Annotated in this window: 23 protein-coding genes; 9 read left to right on the forward strand and 14 right to left on the reverse strand. The window is 70.2% G+C overall.

The window, feature by feature from the left end; genetic code table 11:
* Nucleotides 1-194: 194 nt before the first annotated feature.
* A complete protein-coding gene (locus ACWGJY_RS29020) occupies nt 195-707 on the forward strand; it encodes a GNAT family N-acetyltransferase (RefSeq protein ID WP_453263827.1) in 513 nt (170 codons plus the stop codon).
* Between the two features lie 157 nt (nt 708-864).
* Here the strand turns inward: ACWGJY_RS29020 and ACWGJY_RS29025 are convergent, their stop codons facing one another.
* The 6 genes from ACWGJY_RS29025 to ACWGJY_RS29050 all read right to left on the reverse strand — a co-directional run bounded on the left by ACWGJY_RS29025 (nt 865) and on the right by ACWGJY_RS29050 (nt 8,524).
* Nucleotides 865-2,523, reverse strand: a complete 1,659-nt coding sequence (locus ACWGJY_RS29025; RefSeq protein WP_453263870.1) for a TraM recognition domain-containing protein — start codon at nt 2,521-2,523, stop codon at nt 865-867.
* Nucleotides 2,520-3,962: an ATP-binding protein gene (locus tag ACWGJY_RS29030; protein ID WP_453263871.1), complete on the reverse strand. Its 1,443-nt coding sequence runs from the start codon at nt 3,960-3,962 to the stop codon at nt 2,520-2,522. The genes ACWGJY_RS29025 and ACWGJY_RS29030 overlap by 4 nt, the downstream gene beginning before the upstream one ends.
* 29 nt (nt 3,963-3,991) lie before the next feature.
* The gene (locus ACWGJY_RS29035; protein WP_453263828.1) at nt 3,992-5,554 is read right to left on the reverse strand and encodes an SCO6880 family protein; all 1,563 of its coding nucleotides are present in this window, start codon (nt 5,552-5,554) and stop codon (nt 3,992-3,994) included.
* A complete protein-coding gene (locus tag ACWGJY_RS29040; RefSeq protein ID WP_453263829.1) occupies nt 5,551-6,873 on the reverse strand; it encodes a hypothetical protein in 1,323 nt (440 codons plus the stop codon). Before ACWGJY_RS29040 ends, ACWGJY_RS29035 begins: the two co-directional genes overlap by 4 nt.
* Nucleotides 6,863-7,714, reverse strand: a complete 852-nt coding sequence (locus ACWGJY_RS29045; RefSeq protein WP_453263830.1) for a hypothetical protein — start codon at nt 7,712-7,714, stop codon at nt 6,863-6,865. The genes ACWGJY_RS29040 and ACWGJY_RS29045 overlap by 11 nt, the downstream gene beginning before the upstream one ends.
* Before the next feature lie 501 nt (nt 7,715-8,215).
* A complete protein-coding gene (locus ACWGJY_RS29050) occupies nt 8,216-8,524 on the reverse strand; it encodes a hypothetical protein (protein ID WP_006603970.1) in 309 nt (102 codons plus the stop codon).
* A 622-nt stretch (nt 8,525-9,146) separates the two neighbouring features.
* On the opposite strand from ACWGJY_RS29050, the gene ACWGJY_RS29055 reads away from it, so the two are divergent.
* The gene (locus ACWGJY_RS29055) at nt 9,147-10,151 is read left to right on the forward strand and encodes a C40 family peptidase (RefSeq protein ID WP_453263831.1); all 1,005 of its coding nucleotides are present in this window, start codon (nt 9,147-9,149) and stop codon (nt 10,149-10,151) included.
* Between the two features lie 205 nt (nt 10,152-10,356).
* A complete protein-coding gene (locus ACWGJY_RS29060; RefSeq protein WP_453263832.1) occupies nt 10,357-11,088 on the forward strand; it encodes a phosphatase PAP2 family protein in 732 nt (243 codons plus the stop codon).
* Nucleotides 11,089-11,204: 116 nt separating this feature from the next.
* On the opposite strand, the gene ACWGJY_RS29065 is transcribed toward ACWGJY_RS29060, so the two are convergent.
* On the reverse strand, nt 11,205-12,815 hold the full coding sequence (locus tag ACWGJY_RS29065; protein ID WP_453263833.1) for an FAD-binding oxidoreductase: 1,611 nt from the start codon (nt 12,813-12,815) through the stop codon (nt 11,205-11,207).
* 253 nt (nt 12,816-13,068) lie between these two features.
* On the reverse strand, nt 13,069-13,254 hold the full coding sequence (locus tag ACWGJY_RS29070) for a hypothetical protein (protein ID WP_453263834.1): 186 nt from the start codon (nt 13,252-13,254) through the stop codon (nt 13,069-13,071).
* 173 nt (nt 13,255-13,427) lie between these two features.
* Between ACWGJY_RS29070 and ACWGJY_RS29075 the strand changes: the two genes are divergently transcribed.
* Together ACWGJY_RS29075 and ACWGJY_RS29080 are read left to right on the forward strand one after the other, a co-directional pair.
* Nucleotides 13,428-14,294 carry a hypothetical protein gene (locus ACWGJY_RS29075; protein WP_453263835.1) on the forward strand — a complete coding sequence of 289 codons (867 nt, stop codon included), beginning with the start codon at nt 13,428-13,430 and terminating at the stop codon, nt 14,292-14,294.
* 122 nt (nt 14,295-14,416) lie between these two features.
* Complete coding sequence (locus ACWGJY_RS29080) at nt 14,417-14,662, forward strand: hypothetical protein (RefSeq protein WP_453263836.1); 246 nt, start codon at nt 14,417-14,419, stop codon at nt 14,660-14,662.
* Nucleotides 14,663-14,686: 24 nt separating this feature from the next.
* Here the strand turns inward: ACWGJY_RS29080 and ACWGJY_RS29085 are convergent, their stop codons facing one another.
* Complete coding sequence (locus tag ACWGJY_RS29085; protein WP_453263837.1) at nt 14,687-15,103, reverse strand: metal-sensitive transcriptional regulator; 417 nt, start codon at nt 15,101-15,103, stop codon at nt 14,687-14,689.
* A 194-nt stretch (nt 15,104-15,297) separates the two neighbouring features.
* On the opposite strand from ACWGJY_RS29085, the gene ACWGJY_RS29090 reads away from it, so the two are divergent.
* Together ACWGJY_RS29090 and ACWGJY_RS29095 are read left to right on the forward strand one after the other, a co-directional pair.
* Complete coding sequence (locus tag ACWGJY_RS29090) at nt 15,298-15,918, forward strand: DUF47 domain-containing protein (RefSeq protein ID WP_453263838.1); 621 nt, start codon at nt 15,298-15,300, stop codon at nt 15,916-15,918.
* A 9-nt stretch (nt 15,919-15,927) separates the two neighbouring features.
* On the forward strand, nt 15,928-16,926 hold the full coding sequence (locus ACWGJY_RS29095) for an anion permease (protein ID WP_453263839.1): 999 nt from the start codon (nt 15,928-15,930) through the stop codon (nt 16,924-16,926).
* Nucleotides 16,927-17,127: 201 nt separating this feature from the next.
* Here ACWGJY_RS29095 and pstB read toward each other — a convergent pair whose 3' ends face one another.
* From pstB to pstS, 4 genes are all read right to left on the reverse strand, one after another.
* On the reverse strand, nt 17,128-17,904 hold the full coding sequence (pstB, locus tag ACWGJY_RS29100) for a phosphate ABC transporter ATP-binding protein PstB (RefSeq protein WP_453263840.1): 777 nt from the start codon (nt 17,902-17,904) through the stop codon (nt 17,128-17,130).
* A gap of 136 nt (nt 17,905-18,040) precedes the next feature.
* Nucleotides 18,041-19,123 carry a phosphate ABC transporter permease PstA gene (gene pstA / locus ACWGJY_RS29105; protein WP_453263841.1) on the reverse strand — a complete coding sequence of 361 codons (1,083 nt, stop codon included), beginning with the start codon at nt 19,121-19,123 and terminating at the stop codon, nt 18,041-18,043.
* Complete coding sequence (pstC, locus tag ACWGJY_RS29110) at nt 19,120-20,115, reverse strand: phosphate ABC transporter permease subunit PstC (protein WP_453263842.1); 996 nt, start codon at nt 20,113-20,115, stop codon at nt 19,120-19,122. Before pstC ends, pstA begins: the two co-directional genes overlap by 4 nt.
* Before the next feature lie 135 nt (nt 20,116-20,250).
* Nucleotides 20,251-21,372, reverse strand: a complete 1,122-nt coding sequence (gene pstS / locus ACWGJY_RS29115) for a phosphate ABC transporter substrate-binding protein PstS (RefSeq protein WP_453263843.1) — start codon at nt 21,370-21,372, stop codon at nt 20,251-20,253.
* A gap of 444 nt (nt 21,373-21,816) precedes the next feature.
* Here pstS and ACWGJY_RS29120 point away from each other — a divergent pair, with 444 nt between their 5' ends.
* The gene (locus ACWGJY_RS29120) at nt 21,817-22,896 is read left to right on the forward strand and encodes an NlpC/P60 family protein (protein WP_453263844.1); all 1,080 of its coding nucleotides are present in this window, start codon (nt 21,817-21,819) and stop codon (nt 22,894-22,896) included.
* 329 nt (nt 22,897-23,225) lie between these two features.
* Nucleotides 23,226-24,665 (forward strand): PP2C family protein-serine/threonine phosphatase, encoded by a 1,440-nt coding sequence (locus ACWGJY_RS29125; RefSeq protein ID WP_453263845.1) that lies wholly within the window; start codon nt 23,226-23,228, stop codon nt 24,663-24,665.
* Nucleotides 24,666-24,849: 184 nt separating this feature from the next.
* Here the strand turns inward: ACWGJY_RS29125 and ACWGJY_RS29130 are convergent, their stop codons facing one another.
* Nucleotides 24,850-25,194 (reverse strand): DUF2516 family protein, encoded by a 345-nt coding sequence (locus ACWGJY_RS29130; protein ID WP_392377193.1) that lies wholly within the window; start codon nt 25,192-25,194, stop codon nt 24,850-24,852.
* Nucleotides 25,195-25,342: the final 148 nt, after the last annotated feature.

Consider the following 25,342-nt stretch of genomic DNA (forward strand, 5'->3'; position numbering starts at 1 on the left):
CAGCGCCGATGGTACTGCAGGGGGGACCCTGTGGGAGAGTAGGACGCCGCCGAACAATTTTTCAGCTCCGGTCTCTGAACCTTTATGGTTCAGGGGCCGGAGCTTTTTTGCGTTTGTTCTCTTTTCCGGGTGGGCGTCGCCGGCTGTGCGTCGGGTTTCCCGGGATGGTGACCGGGGGCTGTGATGCTGGGGGCATGGGATATGCGGTCAGGACGGTGCGGGCGCGGGAGTGGGAGCGGCTGAGGGAGCTGCGGCTGACGGCCCTGGCTGATCCGGTCGCCCGGGTGGCGTTCACCGAGACCTTGGAGAGCGCGGTCGGCCGGCCGGACGAATTCTGGCAGCGGAGGGCGGCCGGCGGTTCGGCGCTGACGTTCGTCGGGGTGGCAGCGGACGGCAGTTGGGGCGGCATGGTGGTCGTGGTGGTCGAGGGGGCGGGGGACGTGGCACAGACGCAGCTGGTGGGGGTGTATGTGCGGCCGGAGCACCGTGGGACGGGGCTCGCGCGGGAGTTGTTCGCGGCAGCCATCAGATGGTCGTGGGATCTCGTCGAGCCGGTGGTGGAGCGCGTTCGGCTGTGGGTGCACGAGGAGAACCAGCGGGCCGAGGCGTTCTATCGGGGGCTGGGCTTTGTCGCGACGGGGCAGCTCATGGCCGATCCGAAGAACCCTGCCGCGGTGGAGCGGGAGATGGCGCTGGCCAGGGGGTAACGGTGTACCCGCCCCGCCTCGCCCCGCCCCGCCCCGCCTCGCCCTGCCCTGGCCGGTTCGGCCCGGTTCGATGCGATGGTCGCTTCTGCCTCGTAGGGCACGGACCCTCTCCGGCGGCGGGTCCTGCCCGGAACTGGCGGGAGACCCCGGGCAGGAGTCAGGGCGACAGGGAGTGGTGCGGCCAGCGGGCGCGGGCCTGTTCCTGGGAGCGCATGGTGGCCAGGGTCAAGAGGCCGCGGCTGCGGCCCGTTTCGAGGAGGCCGGGGAGCGCGGGCAGGGGGGCGAGCGCCGCGATGTCGTCCAGGACGAGGGTGAGTGGTGGGTCGAGCCGACCGTCAGATGACCGTTCGGCCATGCGGCGGCCGTGCTCGACCACGCTCGAGAGGAGTGCGGTGAGCAAGGGCATCGCACCCGGGTCGGTACGCGGATCCTCGATGGGATCGCCTACCACGTAAAGCGTTCCCCCCTCATCGATAAATGATTCAAGGATGACCGAATCTGCTCGATGTGGAGTGCAGGCATCCCGGATATGGATCGAGGAGAGGGCGGTCAGCGTCCGGCCGACCAACTGCTGTGCCGCTTCCCGGCGTTCGGGGTGGGCGGTGAGGACGGACTCCAGCTCGCCGGCCTGGCCGGCGGAGGCCTTGGCGCTGGTGCGCAGGATGCGGACGGGTTCCTGGGCGGCGCCGGTGGTGTGTGCCCAGCGGTGCAGCTGGCGGAACGGGCGGCCGTCCACCGCGGCGGCGTGCAGCCAGCAGCGCAGCAGGGTCTGGGCGGCGTCCGCGACGGCCGAGTCCAGCGCCCCGGCCGGGCGTACGGGGGCCAGCAGGGCGGTGGCGCGGGCGGTGGCCGTGGCGAGGTCCGTACAGCCGGAAGTCGGCGACCAGCGCAGCCGGGCCGGGGTGTCGAGGCGGTGGGTGGGGTCGTAGGTCAGCAGCGGGCCGAGCTTGGCGCGGGCGTCCTTGGTCTCGGACCAGACCGTGGGGTCCGTCGTGGCGACGATCAGGGGGCCCGCGGCGGCGGTCGCCGCGGTGAGGGACGCCGCGAGGGTGACGGCTCGGTCGGTGGCGAACTGGAGGCGTGGGAGGGCGGGTTCGGCGAGGGGGTCGGTCGTGCCGGTGCCGGGGGGCGCCGGGGTGGTGGGGGGCGCGGTGCGTTGCTCGGGAACGGGGCCGGTGGCGGTGGTGGTGGCGGGTTCGAGGGGCGGGGCCGGTGTGGCGGGCGTGGCCGGCCGGGCCGGTGCGTCCTCGGTGTGTGCCGGGGGCTGCGGGGGCTGCGGGGGCGCGGTGGGCTCCGGGGCGGTGCGGGCCGTCTCCCGGACCGCTTTCCGGGCCGCCCGTGCCTTTCCGGCCCGCCGTGCGTCCCGTTCCGCCGTCAGGGCCTCGTATGCCGCCTCGCGGGCCTCCCCGGCCTTCGCCCGGCGGGCCGCCCGTAGGGCGCGGTAGCGGGTGACCGTCCCCAGCGTGAAGATCGTCAGGACCAGCAGCACCATCAGCTCGCCGATGAGGATGCCCCAGAACAGGCCGTATCCGGAGAGCTGGCCCCTGGGGGTGTCGGGCCAGGCGGCTGCCATGTCGTGCGGTGCGGCGACCAGATGACGCAGTGCCATCGGCGTACCGGGGTAGGTGACGCCGTCGGGCCAGGCGCCGTGGGTGAACAGCCCGGCCAGCCCGGTCGCGGTCCACACCAGCAGGGTCAGGCCCAGCAGGAAGGCGAGCAGTCCGACCAGCAGGGAGTCGGGGATGCCGCGCCCCCGCCCGCCGGGTGCGTCGCGGGGGCCACGGCCGCCTCGTTCGTCGTCGTATCCGCGGGTCACGCCACCGTCTCGCTCGACTCGTCTCTCCACTGCCGCTCCATCGCCATCGCCTCGGCGCGGGCCTCGGCCTCGGCGTCCGCCGCCGCCTGGAGGGCGCGCGCCTCGTCCGTGGGCATCGCGGAAGCCTCGGACATCGCGGAGGCCTCGGTCATCGCGCGGTCGGTGTAGACCAGCGGGCGTTCGGCCTCGGTGATGAGGTGCTTGACGACCTGGACATTGCCGTTGACGTCCCAGACCGCGATGCCGGGAGTGAGGGTGGGGATGATCTCGACGGCCCAGCGGGGCAGGCCGAGCACCCGCCCCGTGGCGCGTGCCTCGTCGGCTTTCTGGGCGTAGATGGTGCGGGTCGAGGCCATCTTGAGGATCGCGGCGGCCTCCCGTGCGGCGGCGCCGTCGACCACGTCGCTGAGGTGGTGGACGACGGCCACGAAGGACAGGCCGAGCCGCCGGCCGAACTTCAGCAGCCGCTGGAAGAGCTGGGCGACGAAGGGCGAGTTGATGATGTGCCAGGCCTCTTCGACCAGGAAGATGCGCTTCTTGCGGTCGGGGCGGATCCAGGTGTGTTCCAGCCAGACGCCGACGATCGCCATCAGGATCGGCATCGCGATGGAGTTGCGGTCGATGTGCGAGAGGTCGAAGACGATCAGCGGGGCATCGAGGTCGATGCCCGCCGACGTGGGCCCGTCGAACATGCCGCGCAGGTCACCGTCGACTAGGCGGTCGAGGACCAGCGCCACGTCCAGACCCCAGGCCCGGACGTCGTCTATGTCGACGTTCATCGCCTCCGCCGACTCCGCCTCCGGGTGCCGCAGCTGCTCGACGATGTCGGTCAGGACGGGCTGGCGGTCGGTGATCGTGTCGTTCACATACGCATGGGCGACCTTGAGGGCGAAGCCGGAGCGCTCGTCCAGGCCGTGGCCCATCGCGACCTCGATGATCGTACGCAGCAGGGCCAGCTGGCCCGTGGTGGTGATCGACGGGTCGAGGGGGTTGAGGCGGATGCCGCCGTTGAGGGCGGCGGTCGGGTCCAGGCGGATGGGGGTTATCCCCAGTTGCTGGGCGATGAGGTTCCACTCGCCGACGCCGTCCTCGCCCTGGGCGTCCAGGACGACGACCTGCCGGTCGCGGAACCGCAGCTGCCGCAGGACGTAGGTCTTCTCCAGCGCGGACTTGCCGTTGCCGGACTCGCCGAGGACCAGCCAGTGCGGGGCGGGCAGCTGCTGGCCGTAGAGCTGGAAGGGGTCGTAGATATAGCCCTTGCCGCTGTAGACCTCACGGCCGATGATCACGCCGGAGTCGCCGAGGCCGGGGGCCGCGGTGGGCAGATAGACCGCCTGCGCCTGGCCGGTGGAGGTGCGTACGGGCAGCCGGGTCGTCTCCACCTTCCCGAACAGGAAGCTGGTGAACGCGTCGGTGAGTGCTCCGAGCGGATCGAGCATGGCCATGACGTACGCGCCTCCCAGCGGCTTTAGCGGCGGATCCCGGTCGCGAACGGCAGGGTGTTGACGAACGCCCGGTGGTGCTCGCGGTCGCACCACTCCAGCTTGAGGTAGGACTTGCCGGCCGAGGCGCGGATGGTGCGCTTGTCGCGCGCGAGCGCCTCGGGGGAGCGGGAGGAGACCGTGAGGTAGCCGACGAGGTTGACGCCGGCGGCGCCGGAGGCCAGGTCCTCGCCGCGCTGGTCCACCCGGCCGTGGTGCGCGACGTCCCGTGGGTCGACGACCCGGTTCATCTTCGCCGCGCGGCTGGCCTCCGCGTCGTCGTTCGTCTTCTCCGTCAGCATCCGCTCGATGGCGACCTCGGTGGGCTCCAGGTCCATGCAGACCGCGACCGTGCGGATCACGTCCGGGGTGTGCACCAGGAGGGGCGCGAGGAAGTTGACGCCCACCGGGGTCAGCGGCCATTCCTTGACCCAGGCGGTGGCGTGGCACCACGGCGCGCGAGTCGTCGACTCCCGTGTCTTGGCCTGCAGATACGTCGGCTCCATCGCGTCCAGCTCGGCCGGCCAGGTGTTGCGCTTGCTCATCGCCTGGATGTGGTCGATGGGGTGGTCCGGGTCGTACATGGAGTGCACGAGGGAGGCGAGCCGGGCCTGGCCCAGCGGCTGGCGGACGCGGATGTCGGCCTCGGCGAGCCGGGCGCAGATATCGGTCAGCTCACGGGCCATCACCACCGCGAGACCGGCGTCCCGGTCCAGCTTCTTGCGCAGCAGCCCGCCCTGGTGCATCCGGGCGGCGCGCGCCATGGTGTGCGCCTCGGCGGCCAGCTCGCGGGTGTAGTGCATACAGGCGACGAGGTAGGCCCGGTGCTGCTCGGAGGAGGTGGAGACCATCGACTGGAGCTGGTCGTAGGACTCCTGGAGCCAGGCCGGGGAGGAGCGGTCGCCGCGCTGGGAGACGTCCTTGGCGTGCGCGTCCGGGTCGGCGGGCAGCGTACGGGCCAGCATCTGCAGCCGGGTGACGAAGCCGTCGCCGTTGGCCACATGCTTGAGCAGCGTCCCGAAGCGGTCGACCAGCGCCTCCTGGTCCTCACTGTCCCGCAGGCCGACGCCCGGCCCCTCGATCTCGATGGCGGCCGTCACGGTCTTGCGGTCGGCGTGCAGCAGCACCGCGATCTCGTCCGGGCCGAACGGGGCGGAGAGCCAGTTGATCCGCCCGATACCGGGCGGCGGGCCGATCTCGACCTCCCGGCCGTCCATCCGGATGCCCGCCTCGGCGACGCCGGAACGGTAGGTGGCACCGCGGCGGAGCGTACGGCGGAAGCTGCGCCGGATCTCGAACCACTTGTAGAACGTACGGCCCTTGTACGGCACGTAGACGACGGCGAGCGCCAGCATCGGAAAGCCCGTCAGGGACACGATCCGCAGCGGCAGCATGGGGACCAGCAGCCCGCACATCATGCCGAGGAACGCGCCCGCGATGATCAGTGCGATCTCACCGGTCTCGCGGTTCTTGCCGACGATCGCGTTGGGCCGGGCGCGGCCGATCAGATAGGTGCGACGTGGCGCGATCGGGTGGGACTGCGTGCTCAACGCCCCTCACCTCCTGCTGTTTTGCCGGTGCGGGAGCTGCTGCCCGGACCGGGGTTCGTACGGGGGGCGGGGGTGGCGGGTGCCGGGCCGCGGCCGCCGCCGGTGCGGGAGCTGTGCGCGGCGACACCGCCGGCCACCGCGTCGGCCGGCCGGGACTGGCCGCCCTGCGCGCCCTGTGGCTGCCCGCCGCCGTCCCCGCCGGACCTGCGGGAGCTGTGGGTCTTGATGCCCTGGGACACCAGCGCGGCGGGCGAGGAGATCATTGCGGCGGCCTGGCTGCCGTCGGTGGCCCGGCCCTTGTTCGTACGGGCCGAGACCATCTCGTCGCCGAAGCCGGGGACGAAGCGGTAGATCACCGCGCTGGCGAAGATGGCGAGGACGATGATCGCGAGGCCGGAGACGACCGCGGAGAAGGCGTTGGGGCCCTTGTTGTGGGACAGCGCACCGGCGATGCCGAGCACGATCACAATGACCGGCTTCACCATGATCACAGCGATCATGATGCCCGCCCAGCGCCGCACATGCCCCCACATGTTCTTGTCGACGAGCCCGGCGTAGACGACCGTGCCGAGCAGCGCCCCGACGTACAGCAGCGCGGCCCGGATCACCAGCTCCAGCCACAGCACACCGGCGGCGAGGACCGACACCAGCGACACCACGATCAGCATGATCGGGCCGCCGCCGATGTCCGTGCCCTTGGTGAGCGCCTGGGAGAAGGCGCCGAAGAAGGTGTCGGTCTGCGCCCCGGTCCCCTTGGCGATGATCTCGGTGACCCCGTCGGTCGCCGAGACGATCGTGTAGAGGATCAGCGGGGTGAAGGCGGAGGCGAGGACGGTCAGCCACAGGAACCCGACCGCCTCGCTGATCGCTTCCGTGAGCCGCACGCCGCGCACCGCGCGCTTGGCGACGGCCAGCAGCCACAGGACGAGGGTGAGGATGGTGGAGGCGGCGAAGACGACGGCGTACTGCCGCAGGAAGGCGGTGTTGGTGAAGTCCACCTGGGAGGTGGCCTGCACCGCGTCGGAGAGCTTGGTGACGATCCAGGAGGCGGCCTTGGCACAGCCCCTGGCCAGGGAATCGAGGGGGTCCAGGGGGTTGTTGTCGGTGAGGCCGCCGGGGGGTTTGGGGGCGCCGGAGCCGGCTTTGTCGCCGGATTGGCAGTAGTCCTTGGCGGGGCCGTGGATGAGGTCGCAAGGATCACTGCTGGGCGTTGGGTGGGGCGCGGCAAAGGCACGTGTCGCGACGAGGACGGACGTAACCTGAACGGCTGTAATGGCGACCGAGAGCGAGAAAGCTCGGTTCCGTGGGCTACCGCGCATAGGTGAAACCTCCGTACCCCTGGACTGCACCCGCGATCTCCTTCGCTCCGGAAGCAGGCACGTCCCCGCTGACCGGTGCCGGGCCGTCTTTCTGCGAGTGCGTGAGCGACTTCCAGTCGTTGTTGGTCCACGCGAGCTTCATGGTGATGGTGAACCAGCTGGTGGTGACCGGCTTGGTTGAGCCCTCGCCGGCCATGCCGAGGAGACCGGTGCACCACACTTCGACGGTTGCCTGGTCAGCGGAGAATGCTGTGACCTTGGTGCCGATCGGGACGGTGCGTGAGACGAAGGTCAATCCAGGAGGTGTGGTTCCGTCCGCCTTGAGTCCCACGTTCTTGAAGAAGCCCGACGAGTAGGCTCTATCGAGCTTGTTCTGGAACGCGGCGGCGGCCGACTGTGCCATGACAGTGGCGATGATCTTGTGCCGCTTGTCCGCGTTGAACATGTCGGTGGACCCCAGCGCCACCGCATAATTCGCCGCCGCCGACTGCGCCCCCTGCTCCGTCTTCGCGAACCCCGACGCGATCCCCCCGTTCTTGCCGGTGACCGGCTTGGTGCCGGTGGGGGCCGTGGGCTGGGCCTGGCCGGCGTCCTTGGGGGAGTCGCCGGCGGGGGTCTCGCTGTTGCCGCTTCCGCCGCGGTTGGCGAAGGCGATGGCCGCGAGCAGCAGGACGACCACGCCGACGATGGTGATGAGGTTGCGGCTGGACATGCCTGACCGAGGCCGCCGTCCCGAGCCGTAGAGGTCACCGTCGTTGCCGGGAAGTCTGGTCCGGGTCTGACCCGTCTCGGGACCGTGGTGGCCGTCGCCGCCATAGCCGCCGTCGTCACTGAGACTCATCGCGCCTGTGCCCCCTCTGCCGCCGTCGCCGTGCGTGCCGTAGTTGTGCCGCCCTCATATGACCGTAGCCGCGCGGGCGGCGACTCGGGTGCAGCGGTACGAGTACATCTCACCGTGACGGGTCCTCAGATGGGGTACGGCAGAGGCGAATGGGGGACTGTGGGTCATTTGTGTTCATCGCCCGCTCCGCGGTTGCCGTCGCCTTCTTGCGCCTTCATGTCTCCGGGTCCACCTGTCCCCGCACGGCGGCCCGCCCAACCCGTCCGCTGGTGGCGGGGGTGCCGAGGGCACGGGGTCGGGTCCGTCGGGCCGGGCGTGAGGGGGCGTCAGCATGTGGCCTCGGCAGGGGAGGTGGGGCCGGTGGGGGCGAGTGGGGGCACGGGGCGGCGGAGAGATGGCGGGCGGGGGCGCATGGGGCGGCCCGGAACGGGTGCGTGCCAGGGGCGGTGCACCCTGCGGGCGGCCGGGCGGGGCGGTGGTACGTCCCGAAAAGTGGCCGCGCTAGACGGCCATTCCGTAGACGATGGTGAACAGCGTCCCCAGGGAGCCGATGATGAAGACGCCGGTCAGGCCGGCCACGATCAGGCCCTTGCCCTGTTCGGCGCTGAAGGTGTCGCGCAGCGCGGTGGCGCCGATGCGCTGTTTCGCGGCGCCCCAGATCGCGATGCCGAGGCACAGCAGGATCGCTACCGCCATGACCACTTCGATCATCACGCGGGCTTCGTTGCCCAGGCTCCCGAACGGCCCCCAGTCCGGGGCGATTCCGCCGATGATGGTGGTGATGTCGCCTTTTTCGGCCGCAATGAACATGTGTGAACTCACCGCCCCTTGATGGGTAGTTGTCTTCCCGTGCCGATGTGGCACAGATCAGTCTCTATCTTCGCTGACAAACAGGCCATCAGCTGTCGACTTGGCGGCTTTCTTTGACGGATCCCGTGGGAGTGGCGTGTGCGTGTGGGCGCAGGCCGTCCATTGAACCGACTGGTCTCACTGTGTGTATCACGGGGGTCAACCCTGAGCAATGATCATCGGAATGAGCGGTGGCCGGTCCGGCGCGCCGTGCCGGCCGGGGGCCGTTCGGGTGCCGGCGGTGGGCCGTACGGGGTCACTTCGGGGCGTGTGACATGGCGAATATCATGACGAGCGCCACGAGGTGGAGGGCGAACGGGAAATGCCCGACGCGCCACCACGGGTGCCGGCTCATCTGCTTCTGATTGTCCGGGTCCGCGGTTCTCGTCCTGTCCCGGGGCTCTTGTGCGGTGTCGCTCATCCGGCGGTGTGCCGGGTGCCGTCGTGAGAGGCATCGCACCCCGCTGCGGAGCGTCCCCTGCGCCGTGCCGTGCGCCGTCGTGACGCGCCGGGGGTGGTGCAACGCGCGGGGAGCGACCGGAAAAAGGCAGTGAACCGCGGCTGAATGGGGGAGGGTTGGGGGGTGCGGAAATTCTGGGTGGCCGGTGGGCTCGGGGTGGGGCTGGTGCTCTGCCTGCTCGGGCTGCTTGTGATCGGTACGTACACGGTGGCGGCCGGGCTGGCCGGGGCCGGCGGGCGGGCGCTCGGGCTGGCGAAGGGCGCGGTGCCGGCCGAGTACCAGCAGCAGGTGCAGAAGTGGGGGGCGCTCTGCCCGGCGATAAGCCCCGCGCTGCTGGCGGCGCAGCTCTACCAGGAGAGCGGGTGGAACCCCAGGGCGCAGAGCCCGGCGTCCGCGCAGGGCATGGCGCAGTTCATCCCGGGGACCTGGCAGACCCACGGTGTCGACGGGAACGGCGACGGCAAGAAGGACGTGTGGGACCCGCAGGACGCGATCGCGTCGGCGGCCTCGTACGACTGTGAGCTGGCCAGTTATGTGAAGGGTGCGCCGGGCGACGCCACGCACAACATGCTCGCCGCGTACAACGCGGGGGCGTACCGCGTGATCCAGTACAACGGTGTGCCGCCGTACCGCGAGACGCAGAACTATGTGAAGACCATCACGACCCTGGCGAAGAGCTTCGAGGCGCCGGCCGGCCCGGTGGCGCCGTCGAAGCAGGCCGCCGGGGCCATCTACTTCGCGCAGGAGAAGCTCGGCACGCGCTATCTGTGGGGTGGTACCGGAACGGCGGAGCAGGGCGGGCGGTTCGACTGTTCGGGGCTCACCCAGGCCGCGTACCACTCCGTGGGCATCGATCTGCCCCGGGTGGCGAACGACCAGTGGAACGCCGGGCCGCATCCGAAGCGGGACGAGCTGCTCCCGGGTGACCTGGTGTTCTTCGCCTACGACCTGAAGGACCCGCGGTCGATCCACCATGTGGGGATCTATGTGGGCGGCGGGTACATGATCAACGCGCCGTACACCGGGGCCGTGATCCGGTTCGACAAAATCGATACGCCGGACTACATCGGTGCCACCCGCGTCACGTCCGATGGCGCAAAAGCGCTGCCCGGCACGAACGCTGCGTGAACATAGGGCCCTGAACTGCGGTGATGAATCAAGCTTCGATAACGTCCTGGTGATCATCCGGTGGAGAGTGGAACGCCGGGGGTGGGCATGGCGTTTTCTGGGAGTGCGGACGTAGCAGAGCTCGGCGCAGCACAGGCTCGACGACCACGGGGGCAGGCAGCACACGACGGCGCTCGCGCGCGCGAAAGATAAGGGGCCGCGGCAGATGGCTGGACTCGCACTCGAGGGGCCGAACCCCGACGTCGACGTGCTCGACGGCATCAACGGCCTCGCGAAGGACGCCCCCCACTGGGTCAACAAGGCCATGGAGTACATCGGCGAGTACGGCATCATCGCCGGCCTCGCGGTGCTCTGTCTGATCGCCTGGTGGTCCGCGCGCCGCCGGCCGGGCGCGCCGTCCGTCGTCGCGGGCCTGGTCTGGGCGCCGCTGGCCGCGGGCATCGCGCTGCTGGCCAATATCCCGATCCGGGATTTCGTCGAGCGGCCGCGGCCGTTCAAGGACCATGCCGGGCTGGAAGTGCTGATCCCCGGCAAGAGTGACTTCTCCTTTGTGAGCGATCACGCGACGCTCACCATGGCGGTCGGTGTCGGACTGTTCCTCGCCCACCGGAAGTACGGCCTGATCGGGATCGCGCTGGCGCTCGCGGAGGGCTTCTGCCGTGTCTACATGGGCGTGCACTATCCGACCGACGTGGTCGGCGGGTTCGCCCTGGGCACCGCCGTCGCCCTGCTGCTCGCGCCGCTTGCGCAGGCGCTGCTGGTGCCGCTGACGACGGCCGTCGGCCGGTCGAAGGCGGCCTGGCTGGTGCGGGCGCGGGGCGTCGAGGCGGCGGGCACGGGCGGCTTCACCCAGGATGCCGAGGGTGGCCGGGTGGTGGCCACGGGATCGGCGATGCCCCGGGGAAGCAAGGACCGGGACAAGGATCTGGCGGCCTGAGGGCCGCGGCGGCCGGCCGGACGGACCGGCCCGACGGCTTCGGCACGTGACGACCTGGCGGATGCGGACGGCCCGGACCCCATGCGGGGGCCGGGCCGTCCGTGTGTCCGCCGGTGTCAGAGCGCCTGCGGGAAGGTGCTGAACAGCCGCTGCGGGTCGTAGGTCCGCTTGACCTGGGCGAGACGGGTCGCGGCGGCGCCGTAGTAGGCGGACTTCCAGTCGGACAGGCCGGGGTCGGTGTAGTTCTGGTAGGCGGCGCCGGAGGAGTGGCGGCGCATCGCGTCATGGAAGGAATTCAGCCACGCTGTGCGCGTGGCGGACGAGCCGTTCGCCGGCCACGACGTCAGGTACTGGGCGAGGAACTGCGAGCCGCGGTGGACGAAGGCGGTGTCGGTGCGCCCGACGCGGTTGACCGCGCCGCCCAGCGCCGTCAGCGCCACGTTCCCGTTGACGCCCTGTCGGCCGCCGCGCTCGATCTGGTCCATCAGGGTGCGGATACCGGTCGCGGACAGCGCGTGGTCGAAGAAGTGCGAGCGGGCTGCGTAGGTCTCGCGGCCCAGCTGTCCGGAGCCGGTGTGGCCGGGCAGCGAACCCGGCATATGGCACTGCGCGGTGGACTTGGAGGAGCAGCCCGCGTAGGACTCCATCGCGTCCAGGTAGCCGATGGGCGTCAGATGGACGGAGGTGGCCGGGCCGGGGCCGCCGGGCTGGTCGGCGAGCTTGTCGACGGCGTTCTGCAGCTCGTGGTAGCTGCCCAGGGAGAAGGCGGCGACGGAGACGGACGGGGTGTTGCCGGGGCGGGCGTCGAGATGGCAGGTGGACCAGATCTCGTCGGCCTGTACCGGTCCCCACTTCTGCCAGGACGCCACGACCTTCGCCGCCTTGGCCCACGGCCAGGTCATGTACCCCATGACCGCGCGGGGCGCCGGGTGCGTACGGAAGCGGAGTTCGGTGACGACGCCGAAGTTGCCGTTGCCGGCGCCGCGCAACGCCCAGAACAGGTCCGAGTGCTGGTTCTTGTCGCAGTCGACGGTCTTGCCGTCGGCCGTGACGAGGGTGGCGCCGACGAGGCTGTCGCAGGTCAGCCCGTAGGCGCGGGAGACGACGCCATGGCCGCCGCCGAGGGTGAGACCGGATATGCCGACGGTGGGGCAGGAGCCCCCGGGTATCGTCACGCCGTGCGCGCCCAGGCCCTCGTAGATGTCGATGAGCTTGGCGCCGGCGCCGATGCGGGTGGTGCCGCCGGACGGTGCGCCGACCTTGGAGAGGGCGGAGACGTCGATGATGAGCTTGCCGTTGCCGCTGGACCAGCCCGCGTAGGAGTGGCCGCCGCTGCGGATGGCGACGGGGGTGTCGTGACGCCGGGCGAAGGTGAGGCATTCGGCGATGTCGGCGGGGTGCTCGACGTACGCGATGGCCGACGGCTTCAGCGTGTCGTAGCGGGTGTTGTAGAGGCGGCGGGCGGTCGCGTAGGCGGCGTCCGAGGCCCGTATCAGCTTGCCGTCCAGGCTTTTGCCCAGCGCGGTCCAGGAGGACTCGGAGGCCTGTCCCCGGACGGCGCCCGCGGCCGCGGCGGCCGCGTTGGTCTGTGCCGTGCCGGCGCCGGACGTGGCCCCCGTGGCGGACGCCGAGCCCGCCTTGCCGGTCTTGTTGTCGCAGCCGGTGGTCAAGGCGACCGAGGCCGCCGCCAGTCCGCCGCCCGCCTGCAGGAGTGTGCGCCGCTTCACTGGGATGAATCCCCCTCGATGTTTTTGTACGGTCCTGCCCCGTCTGCCGATGGCCGGCCGCCGGCCACGGGGCATGTGCCGGGAGTGCCGCACCGGGCGGCCGTGGCGGCGCGCTGCCCTCGCGTTCCGCTGTGCCCGGTATTGCCGCGCGCTGTCCGGTGTCGTCCTCGAAGTCCGTTACCGGCGCGGCGCGTTTGCTTCCCCCACTAGGCAGATGCCGTACGGGCGTGGGGGGTTCCCGGAACGGACTCGCTCATTCCAGGGGGCGCCCGGGTTCGGGTTCCGGGTCCGTTCCGGTCTCGGCCAGATGGCGCTCCGCGTCCGTACGCGCCTGTGAGCGGGCGCGGCGGGCCGGTCCCCGCCAGCCGCAGGTGCAGCGGGCCGTGCAGAAGGAACCGCGCTCGGTGGTGGAGGTCGCATGGGGGGCTCGGTCGGGCACCCCGTCACGCTACGCGTCCCAGGTGCCCTTGCGTGACGAGCCCCCTGGACGGTCGTTGAACCGGTCGGTCGACGGAACGTCAGATGCGGCGGTGGCGGAACGTTTGACCCTCCCGAGCGGACCGGCCGGCCCAGGCCGGTCCCGAAGACAGCGGCCGAGGGGGCTCGTACGCGATGGTGGTGCAGGACAGGCGAAGCGGCGGCGCGGTCGTCGTGGCTGTGGCGTGCGGGACGGGTCTGGCGGTCGGGCTGCTGACGACGGGCTGTTCCCCGGACGGTGCCGCGGCCGACGACCAGGATCCGTCCGGCCGGGCCGCCACCACTGCCGCCGCGGAGGTCCGCAGCAGCGCCGCCGCCCTGCTGCGGGCCGGCTCCGCCAGGGTCCGTACGTCCATGGAGACGGTGAGCGGCGGCACCCGGGTCGCCATCCGCGGTACCGGCGGCTATGACTTCGCCACGAGCACCGGACGGCTGCGGGTCGTCCTGCCCGACCCGGCGGGCCGGCGGGGCGGCGGCCGTCAGCCGGTCACGGAAATCCTCGCGCCCGGTGCGCTGTTCATGAAGAACCGCGGGGCGGGGGTGCCCGCCGACAAGTGGGTGCGGGTGTACACCGCCGCGCTGGCCGACGGGAATCTGGTCACCGGCGGTGCGACCGATCCGCTGGCCGCCGCCGAACTGCTGTGCGGTGCACGGGAGGTGAGCTATCTGGGCGAGGAACGGCTCGACGGCGTCCCGGTGCGGCACTACCGCGGGATCACGGACATCGCGACGGCGGCGCGTGCGGCGTCGCCGCGTTCGAGGCCCGCGCTGGTCGCCGCGGAGCAGGGCTTCACCACCGACGCGGTGCCGTTCGAGGTGTATCTGGACGAGGAGGGCCGGCTGCGCAAGGTGCGTCAGTGGTTCCACTTCGCCAACGGTGCGCCGAAGGGGGCATCGGTGACATCCACCATGGAACTGTCGGGTTTCGGGACGAAGGTTGCGGTGCAGCTGCCGGACGAACGGGACATCTACGCGGGGAAGATCGCTTCGCCCGCGTCGTAGGGCCGGGCGCCGCGGGGCGGCCGGGCAGGTGACGGGGGCGCTTGCCGGATGGCGGAAATGGTCCATCCGTGCCATGCGCGGAGCGAGCGCCCGTCCTTACGCTGGCGGTAACCACCGGAGGCGTGGGAAGGCGCTCGAAGGAGGAGGTGTTGTACGTGGCCGGACACCGCCCTACGACGGTTCAGGACCACGTCGCCCTCGTCGAGATCGACCTGACCGGTGAGTTGATGATCGCGGCCGCGGCCGCAAGCGAGGATCGGCTCAGCCCGGACCGCATCGACGAGGTGCTGGAGGTCGACGGGGAGGGTGGCGACGGCGTGGACCGGGTGCCGCGGGGGGCCGGGCCCGCGAGGCGCTGCCCCGGCTAGCGCGGGGTGCGGGGGCCGGACGGTTCAGGTGCGCAGCATCCGCTCGATGGCCTTGGTGGCCTCCTGGACCTTGGCGTCGATGGCTTCGGGGCCCTTGACGGCAGCGTCGGCGACGCAGTGCCGCAGATGCTCCTCCAGGAGCTGGAGGCCGAAGGACTGCAGGCCCTTCGTGCTCGCCGAGACCTGGGTGAGTATGTCGATGCAGTAGACGTCCTCTTCGAGCATCCGCTGCAGTCCGCGGATCTGGCCCTCGATCCGGCGCAGTCGCTTGAGGTGTGCGTCCTTCTGCTGTGCGTAGCCGTGCGGGCCCGGTGCCGGCGAGGCCGCTGCGTGATCGGTCACGGTTTGAGCGTCGTCCCGGGCGTCGGATTCCGGCCGCCGGGGGTGGCGGGACGCGGCGGCTGCGGCGCTGCCGTTGGTGTCGGCGTCCGTGGTCGTCATGGCCGTCTCCCGTGGTATCTAGGCGATCTATATACCCCTGGTGGGTATATGGTACCGAACTTTGCGGGCACCCGCGGTACCCCGTGCAGAGCATGCTGCCCGATGGGCGACACTGAAGGAATGCCGGTTAGCTGTGGCTGGATGATGCGCCTAGCATCAACTCGACCGAATCCGATGCACCCCGAGGATTTCACGTGCGCTTTCGTCTGACCCCCAGGGAGACGAGCTTCTACGACATGTTCGCCGCCTCCGCGGACAACATCGTCACGGGCTCCAAGCTCCTGATGGAACTGCTCGGGGCGGACACCTCCGCTCGCGCAGAGATCGCCGAGCGGATGCGGGCGGCGGAGCACGCGGGTGATGACGCGACCCACGCGATCTTCCACCAGCTGAACTCCTCCTTCATCACGCCGTTCGACCGCGAGGACATCTACAACCTCGCCTCGTCGCTCGACGACATCATGGACTTCATGGAAGAGGCGGTCGACCTGGTCGTCCTCTACAAGGTCGAGGAGCTGCCCAAGGGCATCGACCAGCAGATCGAGGTACTGGCACGGGCGGCCGAGCTGACCGCCGAGGCCATGCCGAATCTGCGGACCATGTCGAACCTCACCGAGTACTGGATCGAGGTCAACCGCCTGGAGAACCAGGCCGACCAGATCCACCGCAAGCTGCTGGCACAGCTCTTCAACGGCAAGTACGACGCCATCGAGGTTCTCAAGCTCAAGCAGATCGTGGACATCCTGGAAGAGGCGGCGGACGCGTTCGAGCATGTCGCCAACACGGTCGAGACCATCGCGGTCAAGGAGTCCTGAGCGCCGCCCATGGAGACCTTCGCGCTCGTCGTGACCATTGCGGTCGCGCTCGGATTCACCTATACCAACGGCTTTCACGACTCCGCGAACGCCATCGCGACCTCGGTCTCGACGCGGGCACTGACCCCCCGGGCGGCGCTGGCGATGGCCGCCGTGATGAACCTCGCCGGTGCGTTTCTCGGCAGCGGGGTCGCCAAGACGGTCAGCGAAGGGCTGATCGCCACTCCCCAGGGCAACCAGGGGATGGGCATTCTCTTCGCCGCGCTGCTCGGCGCGGTGGTCTGGAACCTCGTCACCTGGTACTTCGGCCTGCCCTCCTCGTCCTCGCACGCGCTGTTCGGCGGCATGGTCGGGGCGGCGCTCGCCGGTGGCACCAAGGTCATCTGGGGCGGGGTGATCGAGAAGGTCGTCCTGCCGATGTTCATCTCGCCGGTCATCGGCCTGGTGCTCGGCTACCTGGTGATGGTCGTCATCCTCTGGATGTTCCGTAAGTCCAACCCGCACAAGGCCAAGCGCGGCTTCCGCATAGCGCAGACCGTCTCGGCCGCCGGTATGGCGCTCGGCCACGGTCTGCAGGACGCCCAGAAGACCATGGGTGTCGTGGTGATGGCCCTGGTCATCGCCGATGTCGAGGACGCGAACGACGCCATCCCGATCTGGGTCAAGCTGGCCTGTGCGCTCACCCTCTCGCTCGGTACGTACGCGGGCGGCTGGCGCATCATGCGCACGCTGGGCCGCCGCATCATCGAGTTGGACCCGCCGCAGGGTTTCGCCGCGGAGACCACGGCCGCCTCGGTCATGTACACCGCATCGTTCATGTTCCAGGCGCCGATCTCCACGACGCATGTCATCACCGCCGCGATCATGGGCGTGGGCTCGACCAAGGGCCCGCGCGCGGTGCGCTGGGGCGTCGCCAAGAACATCGTGATGGGCTGGTTCATCACGATGCCGGCGGCGGCGCTGGTCGCGGCGCTCGCGTACTGGCTCATCCAGCTGGTGTTCGGCTGACGGACCCCGGCCCGCGCGGCCGAGGACTCCGCAGGCCGGGCCGCAGGCCCCGGAGCGGCGGACACCGGCCACCGGACAGAAAATGGGCCCGCCCCCGGGAAGAGGGGCGGGCCCTTCGTCGTGCGGTGGCACCGCCATGCAGCACCGCAGGACGTGGAGGGGGCGGCCCCGGCCGGGTTTGGGCCGGGGCGCGCTCGCGGCTCAGCCGAAGCGTCCGGAGATGTAGTCCTCCGTGGCCTGGACCGACGGATTGGAGAAGATCCGCTCGGTCTCGTCGATCTCGACCAGCTTGCCGGGCCGGCCGACGGCGGCGAGGTTGAAGAAGGCCGTACGGTCCGAAACGCGCGCGGCCTGCTGCATGTTGTGCGTCACGATGACGATCGTGAAGCGCTCCTTCAGCTCCCCGATCAGGTCCTCGATGGCGAGGGTGGAGATCGGGTCGAGCGCCGAGCACGGCTCGTCCATCAGCAGCACCTGCGGCTCGACCGCGATCGCGCGGGCGATGCACAGCCGCTGCTGCTGGCCGCCGGAGAGACCGGAACCGGGCTTGTTCAGGCGGTCCTTGACCTCGTTCCAGAGGTTGGCGCCCTTGAGGGACTTCTCGACGATGCCCTTGAGCTCGCTCTTCTTGTACGAGCCGTTCAGCCGCAGACCGGCCGCGACATTGTCGAAGATCGACATGGTGGGGAACGGGTTGGGGCGCTGGAAGACCATGCCGACGGTGCGGCGGACGGCGACCGGGTCGACCCCGGAGCCGTAGAGGTTCTCGTCGTCCAGCATCACCTTGCCCTCGACGCGGCCGCCGGGGGTGACCTCGTGCATCCGGTTCAGGGTGCGCAGAAAGGTCGACTTGCCGCAGCCGGACGGGCCGATGAAGGCCGTCACGGAGCGCGGCTCGACGGTCATCGAGATGTCGTCGATGGCCTTGTGACTGCCGTAGTAGGCGGAGAGGCCGCTGACGTCGATTCGCTTGGCCATGGAAATCACTGCTTCTTTCTGTTGGCGGCTTGGTCAGCGGCCGGTCTGCGTGGTATGTCGGACTTCGTGGTGCTTCCGTGCCGGCCGGGTGTCGCGCGCTCGTTCCCCAAAGGCGGCACCCGGCCTCCGCCGCAGCTCAACGCCGTCCTCCGCGAGGGGCCTTCCAACGGGCGATGCCGCGGGCCACCAGGTTGAGGATCATGACGAAGGCGATGAGGACCAGCGCCGCGGCCCATGCGCGGTCGTAGGAGGCCTCGGAACCCTGCTGCCACTGCTGGAAAACGTAGAGCGGAAGCGACTGCTGGGCATCCTGGAACGGGTTGTTGTTGATCGTCTTCGCGCCCCAGACCAGGAGCAGCACGGGCGCCGTCTCACCGGTGATACGGGCGATGGAGAGCATCACGCCGGTGGTGATGCCGCCGATCGACGTCGGCAGGACGACCTTGAGGATGGTGCGCCACTTGGGCACCCCGAGGGCCAGGGACGCCTCGCGCAGCTCGTTCGGGACGAGCTTGAGCATCTCCTCGGTGGAGCGGACGACGACCGGCATCATCAGGATCGCCAGGGCCATCGAGCCGGCGAAGCCGGACGGGCCGAAGCCGAGGATCAGGATCCATATGGAGAGGATGAACAGGCCGGCCACGATCGACGGGATGCCGGTCATGACGTCGACGAAGAAGGTGACGGCGCGCGAGAGCCGCCCGCGTCCGTATTCGACGAGGTAGATCGCGGTGAACAGACCGATCGGCGCGGCGATCAGGGTGGCCAGGCCGACCTGCTCCAGGGTGCCGATGATCGCGTGGTAGATACCGCCGCCGGGCAGCGCGTCCGGCGTGGTGCCCATCGAGTGGGACAGGAAGTAGCCGTTGAGGACCTTGGTGCCGCGGGAGACGGTCTCCCACAGGAGGGAGGCCAGCGGTATGACGGCGGTCAGGAAGGCGATCCAGACCAGGCTGGTGGCCAGCCGGTCCTTGGCCTGCCGGGTGCCCTCGACGCCGACGGCCAGCGCGAACGTACCGAGGACGAAGAGCAGGCCGGCGATCAGGCCCCACTGGACGGGGCTGTCCAGGCCGGCGCCCAGCCCGATGCCGCAGCCCGCGCCGGCCGCGGCCAGTGCGAGGACCGGCGGGGTCCAGCGGGGCAGCCGCGCCTGCTTGAGGGAGAGGGGGAGCGGGCTGCCGCCGTTGGAGACCGCGGGGCGGTCGGTGGTGATAGTCATGCGGCGGCTCCCGAGTACTCCTTGCGGCGGGCGATGATCAGGCGGGCCGCGCCGTTGACGAGCAGCGTGATCACGAAGAGGACGAGGCCGGAGGCGATCAGGGCGTCCTGGCCGAATTCATCGGCCTCGCTGAACTTGCTGGCGATGTTCTGGGCGAACGTGCCGCCGCCCGGGTCCAGCAGGCTGGCGTTGATCAGGAAGCTGGGCGAGAGGACCGTGGCGACGGCCATCGTCTCGCCGAGCGCACGGCCCAGGCCCAGCATGGAGGCGCTGATGATTCCGGAGCGGCCGAAGGGGAGCACCGACATCCGGATGACTTCCCAGCGGGTGGCGCCGAGCGCCAGCGCGGCTTCCTCGTGCGTCTTCGGGACCTGGAGGAACACCTCGCGGCTGACGCTGGTCACGATCGGCAGGATCATGATCGCGAGCAGGATGCCGACGGTGAAGAGTGACCGGGCCGCGCCGCCGCCGTACGAGAAGATGCCGGTCCAGCCGAGGTAGTCGTTCAGCCAGCCGTAGAAGCCGCTCAGGTGCGGGACGAGGAAGAGCGCTCCCCACAGGCCGTAGATGATGCTGGGCACCGCGGCGAGCAGGTCGATGACGTAGCCGAGCGGCGAGGACAGCCTGCGCGGGGCGTAGTGCGAGATGAACAGCGCGATGCCGACCGCGACCGGGACCGCGATGACCATCGCGACCACCGAGCTGACGAGGGTGCCGAAGGCGAGTACCGCGATGCCGAACTTGGGCGCGGACCCACTGGCATTCCAGTCCAGCGTGGTGAAGAAGTTGGCCTGGTCGCCGGAGATGGCGAGCACGGAGCGGTAGGTGAGGAAGGCCGCGATGGCGGCCATGATCACCAGGAGGGCGATACCGGAGCCCCGGGAGAGCCCGAGGAAGATCCGGTCGCCGGGGTGGACCGCCTTGCCGGCGACGGCGGAGCGGCCGTCGTCGCCCGGGGCAGGCGGTGGAGCGGTTGTCGAAGTTGTCTTCATGGATTCTCCGGTCTGCGGAGCCGGTGAGGACTCCTGGCGCGGCGGTGCACCGGACGGGCGGCGGCCCGAAAGGGGCCCTTGTGAGGGGCCCCTTCGGCCGTACAACGGCGGTCTTGCGGGCCGCCGCCCGGTGGGTCAGGAGAGCGTCGTGACGGTCTTGCGGACCTTGTCGGCGATCTCGGCGGGCAGCGGGGCGTAGCCGAGCTGCTTCAGCGCGCTCTGGCCGTCCTTGCTGGCGATGTAGGTCAGGAAGGACTTGGTGGCGGCCAGGGTCTCGGCCTTGTTGCCCTTGTCGCAGGCGATCTCGTTGGTCACCAGGGTGATCGGGTAGGCGCCTTCGGCCTTGGTGGTGTAGTTGAGCTTCAGGGCCAGGTCGTTGCCCTTGCCGACCTGCTTGGCCTCGGCGATCGCCGAGGAGGCGTTGTCGACCGTGGCGTCGACCGGGGCCTTGGCGCCGGTGTTCAGCTTGACCGTCGGGATCTTGCTCGCCGTCGCGTACGACAGCTCGAAGTAGGAGATCGCGCCGCTGGTCTGCTTGACCTGCGAGGAGACGCCGGCCGAGCCCGAGGCCGCCTGGCCGCCGGTGCCCTCCCACTTCTTCGCCGGCTCGTGCTTCCAGTCACCGGGGGCCGCGCCCTTGAGGTACTTGGTGAAGTTGTCGGTGGTGCCCGAGTCGTCGGAGCGGTGGAACGCCTGGATCTTGAGGTCCGGGAGCTTCGCGCCCGGGTTCAGCTTCTTGATCGCGGGGTCGTTCCACTTGGCGATCTTCGAGTCGAAGATCTTCGCCAGGGTCGGGGCGTCCAGCACGAGGTTGTCCACGCCGGGGACGTTGTAGCCGACCGCGATCGGGCCGCCGACCATCGGCAGGTCGATGGCCTGGCCGCCCTTGCAGACCTGCTTCGACTTCGTGACCTCGTCGGGCTTGAGGGGGGAGTCGGAGCCCGCGAAGGCGGTCTGGCCCTGCAGGAAGGTGGTGACGCCGGCGCCGGAGCCGGTCGGCTGGTAGTTGATCTCGGTGCCCTTGCAGGCGCCGGCGTAGTTCTGCACCCAGACGTCCATGGCGTTCTTCTGCGCGGACGAGCCGGACGCGAGCAGCTTGCCCTTGCCCTCGCACTTGATGTTCGACGGCTTGGCGGCGGCACCGCCGCCGGCGCCGGAGGTGTTATCCGAGCCGCACGCCGTCAGGGCCAGGGCACCCGAGACGGCGAGAGCGCCAACGGCGAGGGCGCGAACCCGGTTCTTGCGCTGAAGCTTCACTGTCGAAAGTTCCTTCCTGGGGCGCGCCGCTTCGTCGGCGTGCGAGGTGATGAGGGGGCGCTGGCCACCGCGGTCTGCGAGGCCGGCTAGCCGTGTCGCGCTTGCGTTTCGGGCATGACGCGCACTCGGTACGGCTGAAATTAGGCAGATCAGGTGAAGCGGCCGATGGAGGAGAGTGAACGCACGGTGAACCTCGGCCATCGGCTGGGTGCGGCGGGAGAAGTGCTCGCCGGCTTGTGCGAAACGGTCCGTCGCCCTGTTGAATTACCAGCCGGTATGGCAGCATCCGCGCCTATGGAACACGCGAAATCGGTGCGGAACGACCGGAGGTGACTGGTGGGGAGCCAGGGGGCACAGCAGGGCGTTCAGGGTGTACGGGGCGTACGGGGCGTACGGGGCGTACGGGGCGGGCGGGGAGCATGGGGTTTACGGGGTGGTCGGCTGGTGGCGTGCACCGCCGTCGTCCTGTGCGTGACGGGACTGCTCGGCGGTACGGCGACTGCCGCCTACGCCGATGACCCCAAGAACCCGTCCGCGGACCCGGGGCGGGCCGGTGGCGCGGGAGCGGCCCCGGACGCCGACGCCCGGCGCCTGGACGACGTACGCAAGAAGATCGATGCCCTGTACCGCCAGGCCGAGCAGGCCACCGATGCCTACAACGCCGCCAAGGAACAGGTGGATCTCCAGCAGAAGGAGATCGTCAAGCTGGCGCGCAGCATCGACACCACTCAGCACCGGCTGGCCGCCCTCAAACGGCAGGCGGGCGCGCTGGCCAGCGCCCAGTATCGCGGCGGCGGGCTGCCCGCCGAGGCGAAGCTGGTGCTCAGCGTCGACCCGGAGGGCTTCCTCGACAACGCCACCCTGGCGCGCAAGGGGCAGCTGGCCGCCAAGCGGGTGATCAGCCAACTTTCGCGCCTCAAGGGCGACTTGGTGACCTATGCGGACTCCGCCACGGACCGCTGGGAGAAGCTGGAGGCGAACCGCAAGAAGAAGGAAAGCGCCCAGCGGGACATCAAGAAAAAGATCGACGCGGCAAAGGAGCTGGAATCCCGGCTGGCCGCCAAGGAAAAGGACCGGCTGAAGAAGCTGGAGGACGAGCTGGCCTTCAAACAGCAGCAGAAGTGGCTGGACTCGGGCGTCCTGAAAGACATCAGCAACAAAGCGTCGGCCCTCGGCAAGAAGGCGATTGCGTACGCCACCGCGCAGATCGGCAAGGATTACGTGTGGGGTGCGGAAGGGCCGGACACCTTCGACTGCTCCGGGCTGACCCTGCGGGCGTGGCAGGCCGGCGGCCGGACCATTCCGCGGACGTCGCAGGAGCAGTGGCGACTGCTGCCCCGGGTCGCTCTCAAGGACATGCGGCCGGGCGATCTGATCATTTATTTCTCCGATGCCAGCCATGTCGGGATGTATCTCGGTCAGGGCGCGATTGTGCACGCGCCACGGCCCGGCCGGCAGGTGACGGTCACCGGCGCCGGCACGATGCCGATCCTCGGAGTCGTCCGCCCCGACGGTGAGAGCTGACACGATGGCGCACCTCACACACTCGATAAATGACCGGATTGTTTGTTGTCTGAGGGTCGCCGGCGCGTAGCTGAATGCACTCGAGCGGGGTGATGTTCGTCATTCCGTATTCCACCCTCCCCAGGTCAAATGGCCTATCGGGTGCGGCATATGACGATGGCCGATTGCCGTCGGGCATTCCATCCCCCTCCGTACTGGCGCTATGGTCGCCTGGCAGTGCCCGGTGTGCGCCCCCGCTCCATTGACCGACGAGCGGCGGGGAGCCGGGCACGGTGGTGCGCCGTCGGCGTCCCGCCGCACCCCTCGGGGGGAGGGAAGGAAGCAGACCAATGCCCGTACCCGTACCGCACCAGCGGACGGTCGTGCTGCCGCACCAGGCAGGACCGGTGGACGACGCCTGCGCGGATACCGCGCGGGTCGCCGGCGCGCCGGGCGCGGGGGACACGACGGACCGGGGCATGCGCGTCCCGGAGACCGCCGCCGTCCGGCCGATGGCCCACCTGGCCTCGCAGAGCTTCCCGGCGTCCGCGCAGCCGCAGCCGTCCGAGCAGCGACTTTCAGCCGACCAGGGACCGGTCCACCAGGGCCTGACCCTGCTCCTCATCGGCGAGGACCCCAATAGTCACGTCCCCGACATGTGGGACTGGGCGGGCCGCAAGGTGCGCCTGCGGACCGCCCGCAACCTCACCGAGGCCGGGCGGCTGCTCACCGACGATGTGCACTGCATCCTGCTGGACCTGCCCCCGAGGGAGCACAGCGACCGCACGGACCGCGACCCGGACCGCGACGCCGCCCCCGACGACGAGCTGGGCATGCTGCGCGACGTCCTGCGGATGGCCACCTCGCACGCCGTCCTCGTCCTCACCTACGAGACGGACGCCGAGCGCGCCGCCGATGCCGTACGGGTCGGCGCCCAGGACTACCTCTTCCGCGACGAACTGGACGGCGCGGTGCTCACCCGCGCGGTCCGCTACGCCGTCGAGCGCAAACGCGCCGACCTCGCGCAGCGCCAGCTCACCGAGTCGCGGATGCTCGCCCAGGAGAACGCCCGGCTGGAGCGCGGCCTGCTGCCCACGCCCCTGCTCGACGGCTCCGATCTGCGGTTCGCCGCCTGCTACCGCCCCGGCCGCAGCCGGGCGCTGCTCGGCGGCGACTTCTACGACACCGTCCGCACCCCGGACGGCACCGTCCACGCGATGATCGGCGATGTCTGCGGCCACGGCCCCGACGAGGCCGCCCTCGGCGTCGAGCTGCGCATCGCCTGGCGCGCGCTGACCTTCGCCGGCCTGTCCGGGGACGAACTGCTCGCCACGCTCCAGAAGGTCCTGGAGCACGAGCGCGCGGACGACGAGATCTTCGCGACCCTGTGCACCGTCGACATCTCTGCGGACGGCCGCCGCGCCGGTCTGTGCCTGGCCGGCCACCCCGCACCGCTGCTGGCCCAGGCCGGCGGGAGCCCGCAGCTGCTGCCGTACGAATTCGGCGGCCCGGCGCTCGGCCTGCTGCCGCACGCCCGCTGGCCGCGCCGGCAGGTGGAGCTGGGCGGCTCCTGGAGCCTGATGATGTACACCGATGGCCTGATCGAGGGCCGGATCGGCAAGGGGAACCAGCGCCTCGGCCAGGAGGGCATGACCGAGCTGGTGAGCCGGCAGATGGCCGCCGGCCTCACGGGCGAGGAGCTGCTCGACGCCTCGGTCAGGGAAGTACGCGACCTGAACGGCGGCGAGCTGACGGACGACGTGGCCGTACTGCTGCTGGACCGGCGCTGAACTGCCGCTGACGCGCGTTGGACCGCTGCTGTACCGGAGCCGGGCTGCTCCTGCGCTGCCGCTGGACTGCTGCTGGCCGCCGCTGACGGAGCCGTGGGTCCGTGGGTGGCCGCGGTCCGCGGGTGTCCGCGGGCCGTGGGGCTGTGGGTCCGCTACCGGCGGGGCCCGGTGCTCCCGGTCCCGCTCAGCGTCCGCCGTTGTAGGGCCCGTACGGCCCGTCCGAGCTGGAGCCCCCGCGGCGCGGACCGCGGCCACCGCCGGAGACCTCCCGGAGCGCCGGGCGTACGTCGACGGTGTAGACGATCACCGCGATCACACCGATGACCGGCAGGAACGACATGATCGGGAGAATGAACAGCAGCGCCGTGGCCAGGGCGAGGAAGATCAGCCACATGCCCTTGGTCTGCTTGCTGGCGGCGCGATAGGCGTCGTCACGGCGCACGGCCGCATCGATCAGCATCACGGCCGCATAGACGCCCAGGGCGAGCTGCACCCAGCTCAGAATGCTCTGGAACCCGTAAATCAGCACGCCCTACACCGCCCGTTCGCCAGTCGTGTCGTTCTCGGTCTGCTGACGGTGTCCGCCGCCGTGCGGCCCCACCGTACCCGGACAACGGGCCGGGCACCCGAAGCGTGCCCGGCCCGGCCGGTGAAACGGGTCCTTCGGCGAAAGGTGA

The sequence above is a fragment of the Streptomyces sp. NPDC054765 genome, from assembly GCF_053612065.1.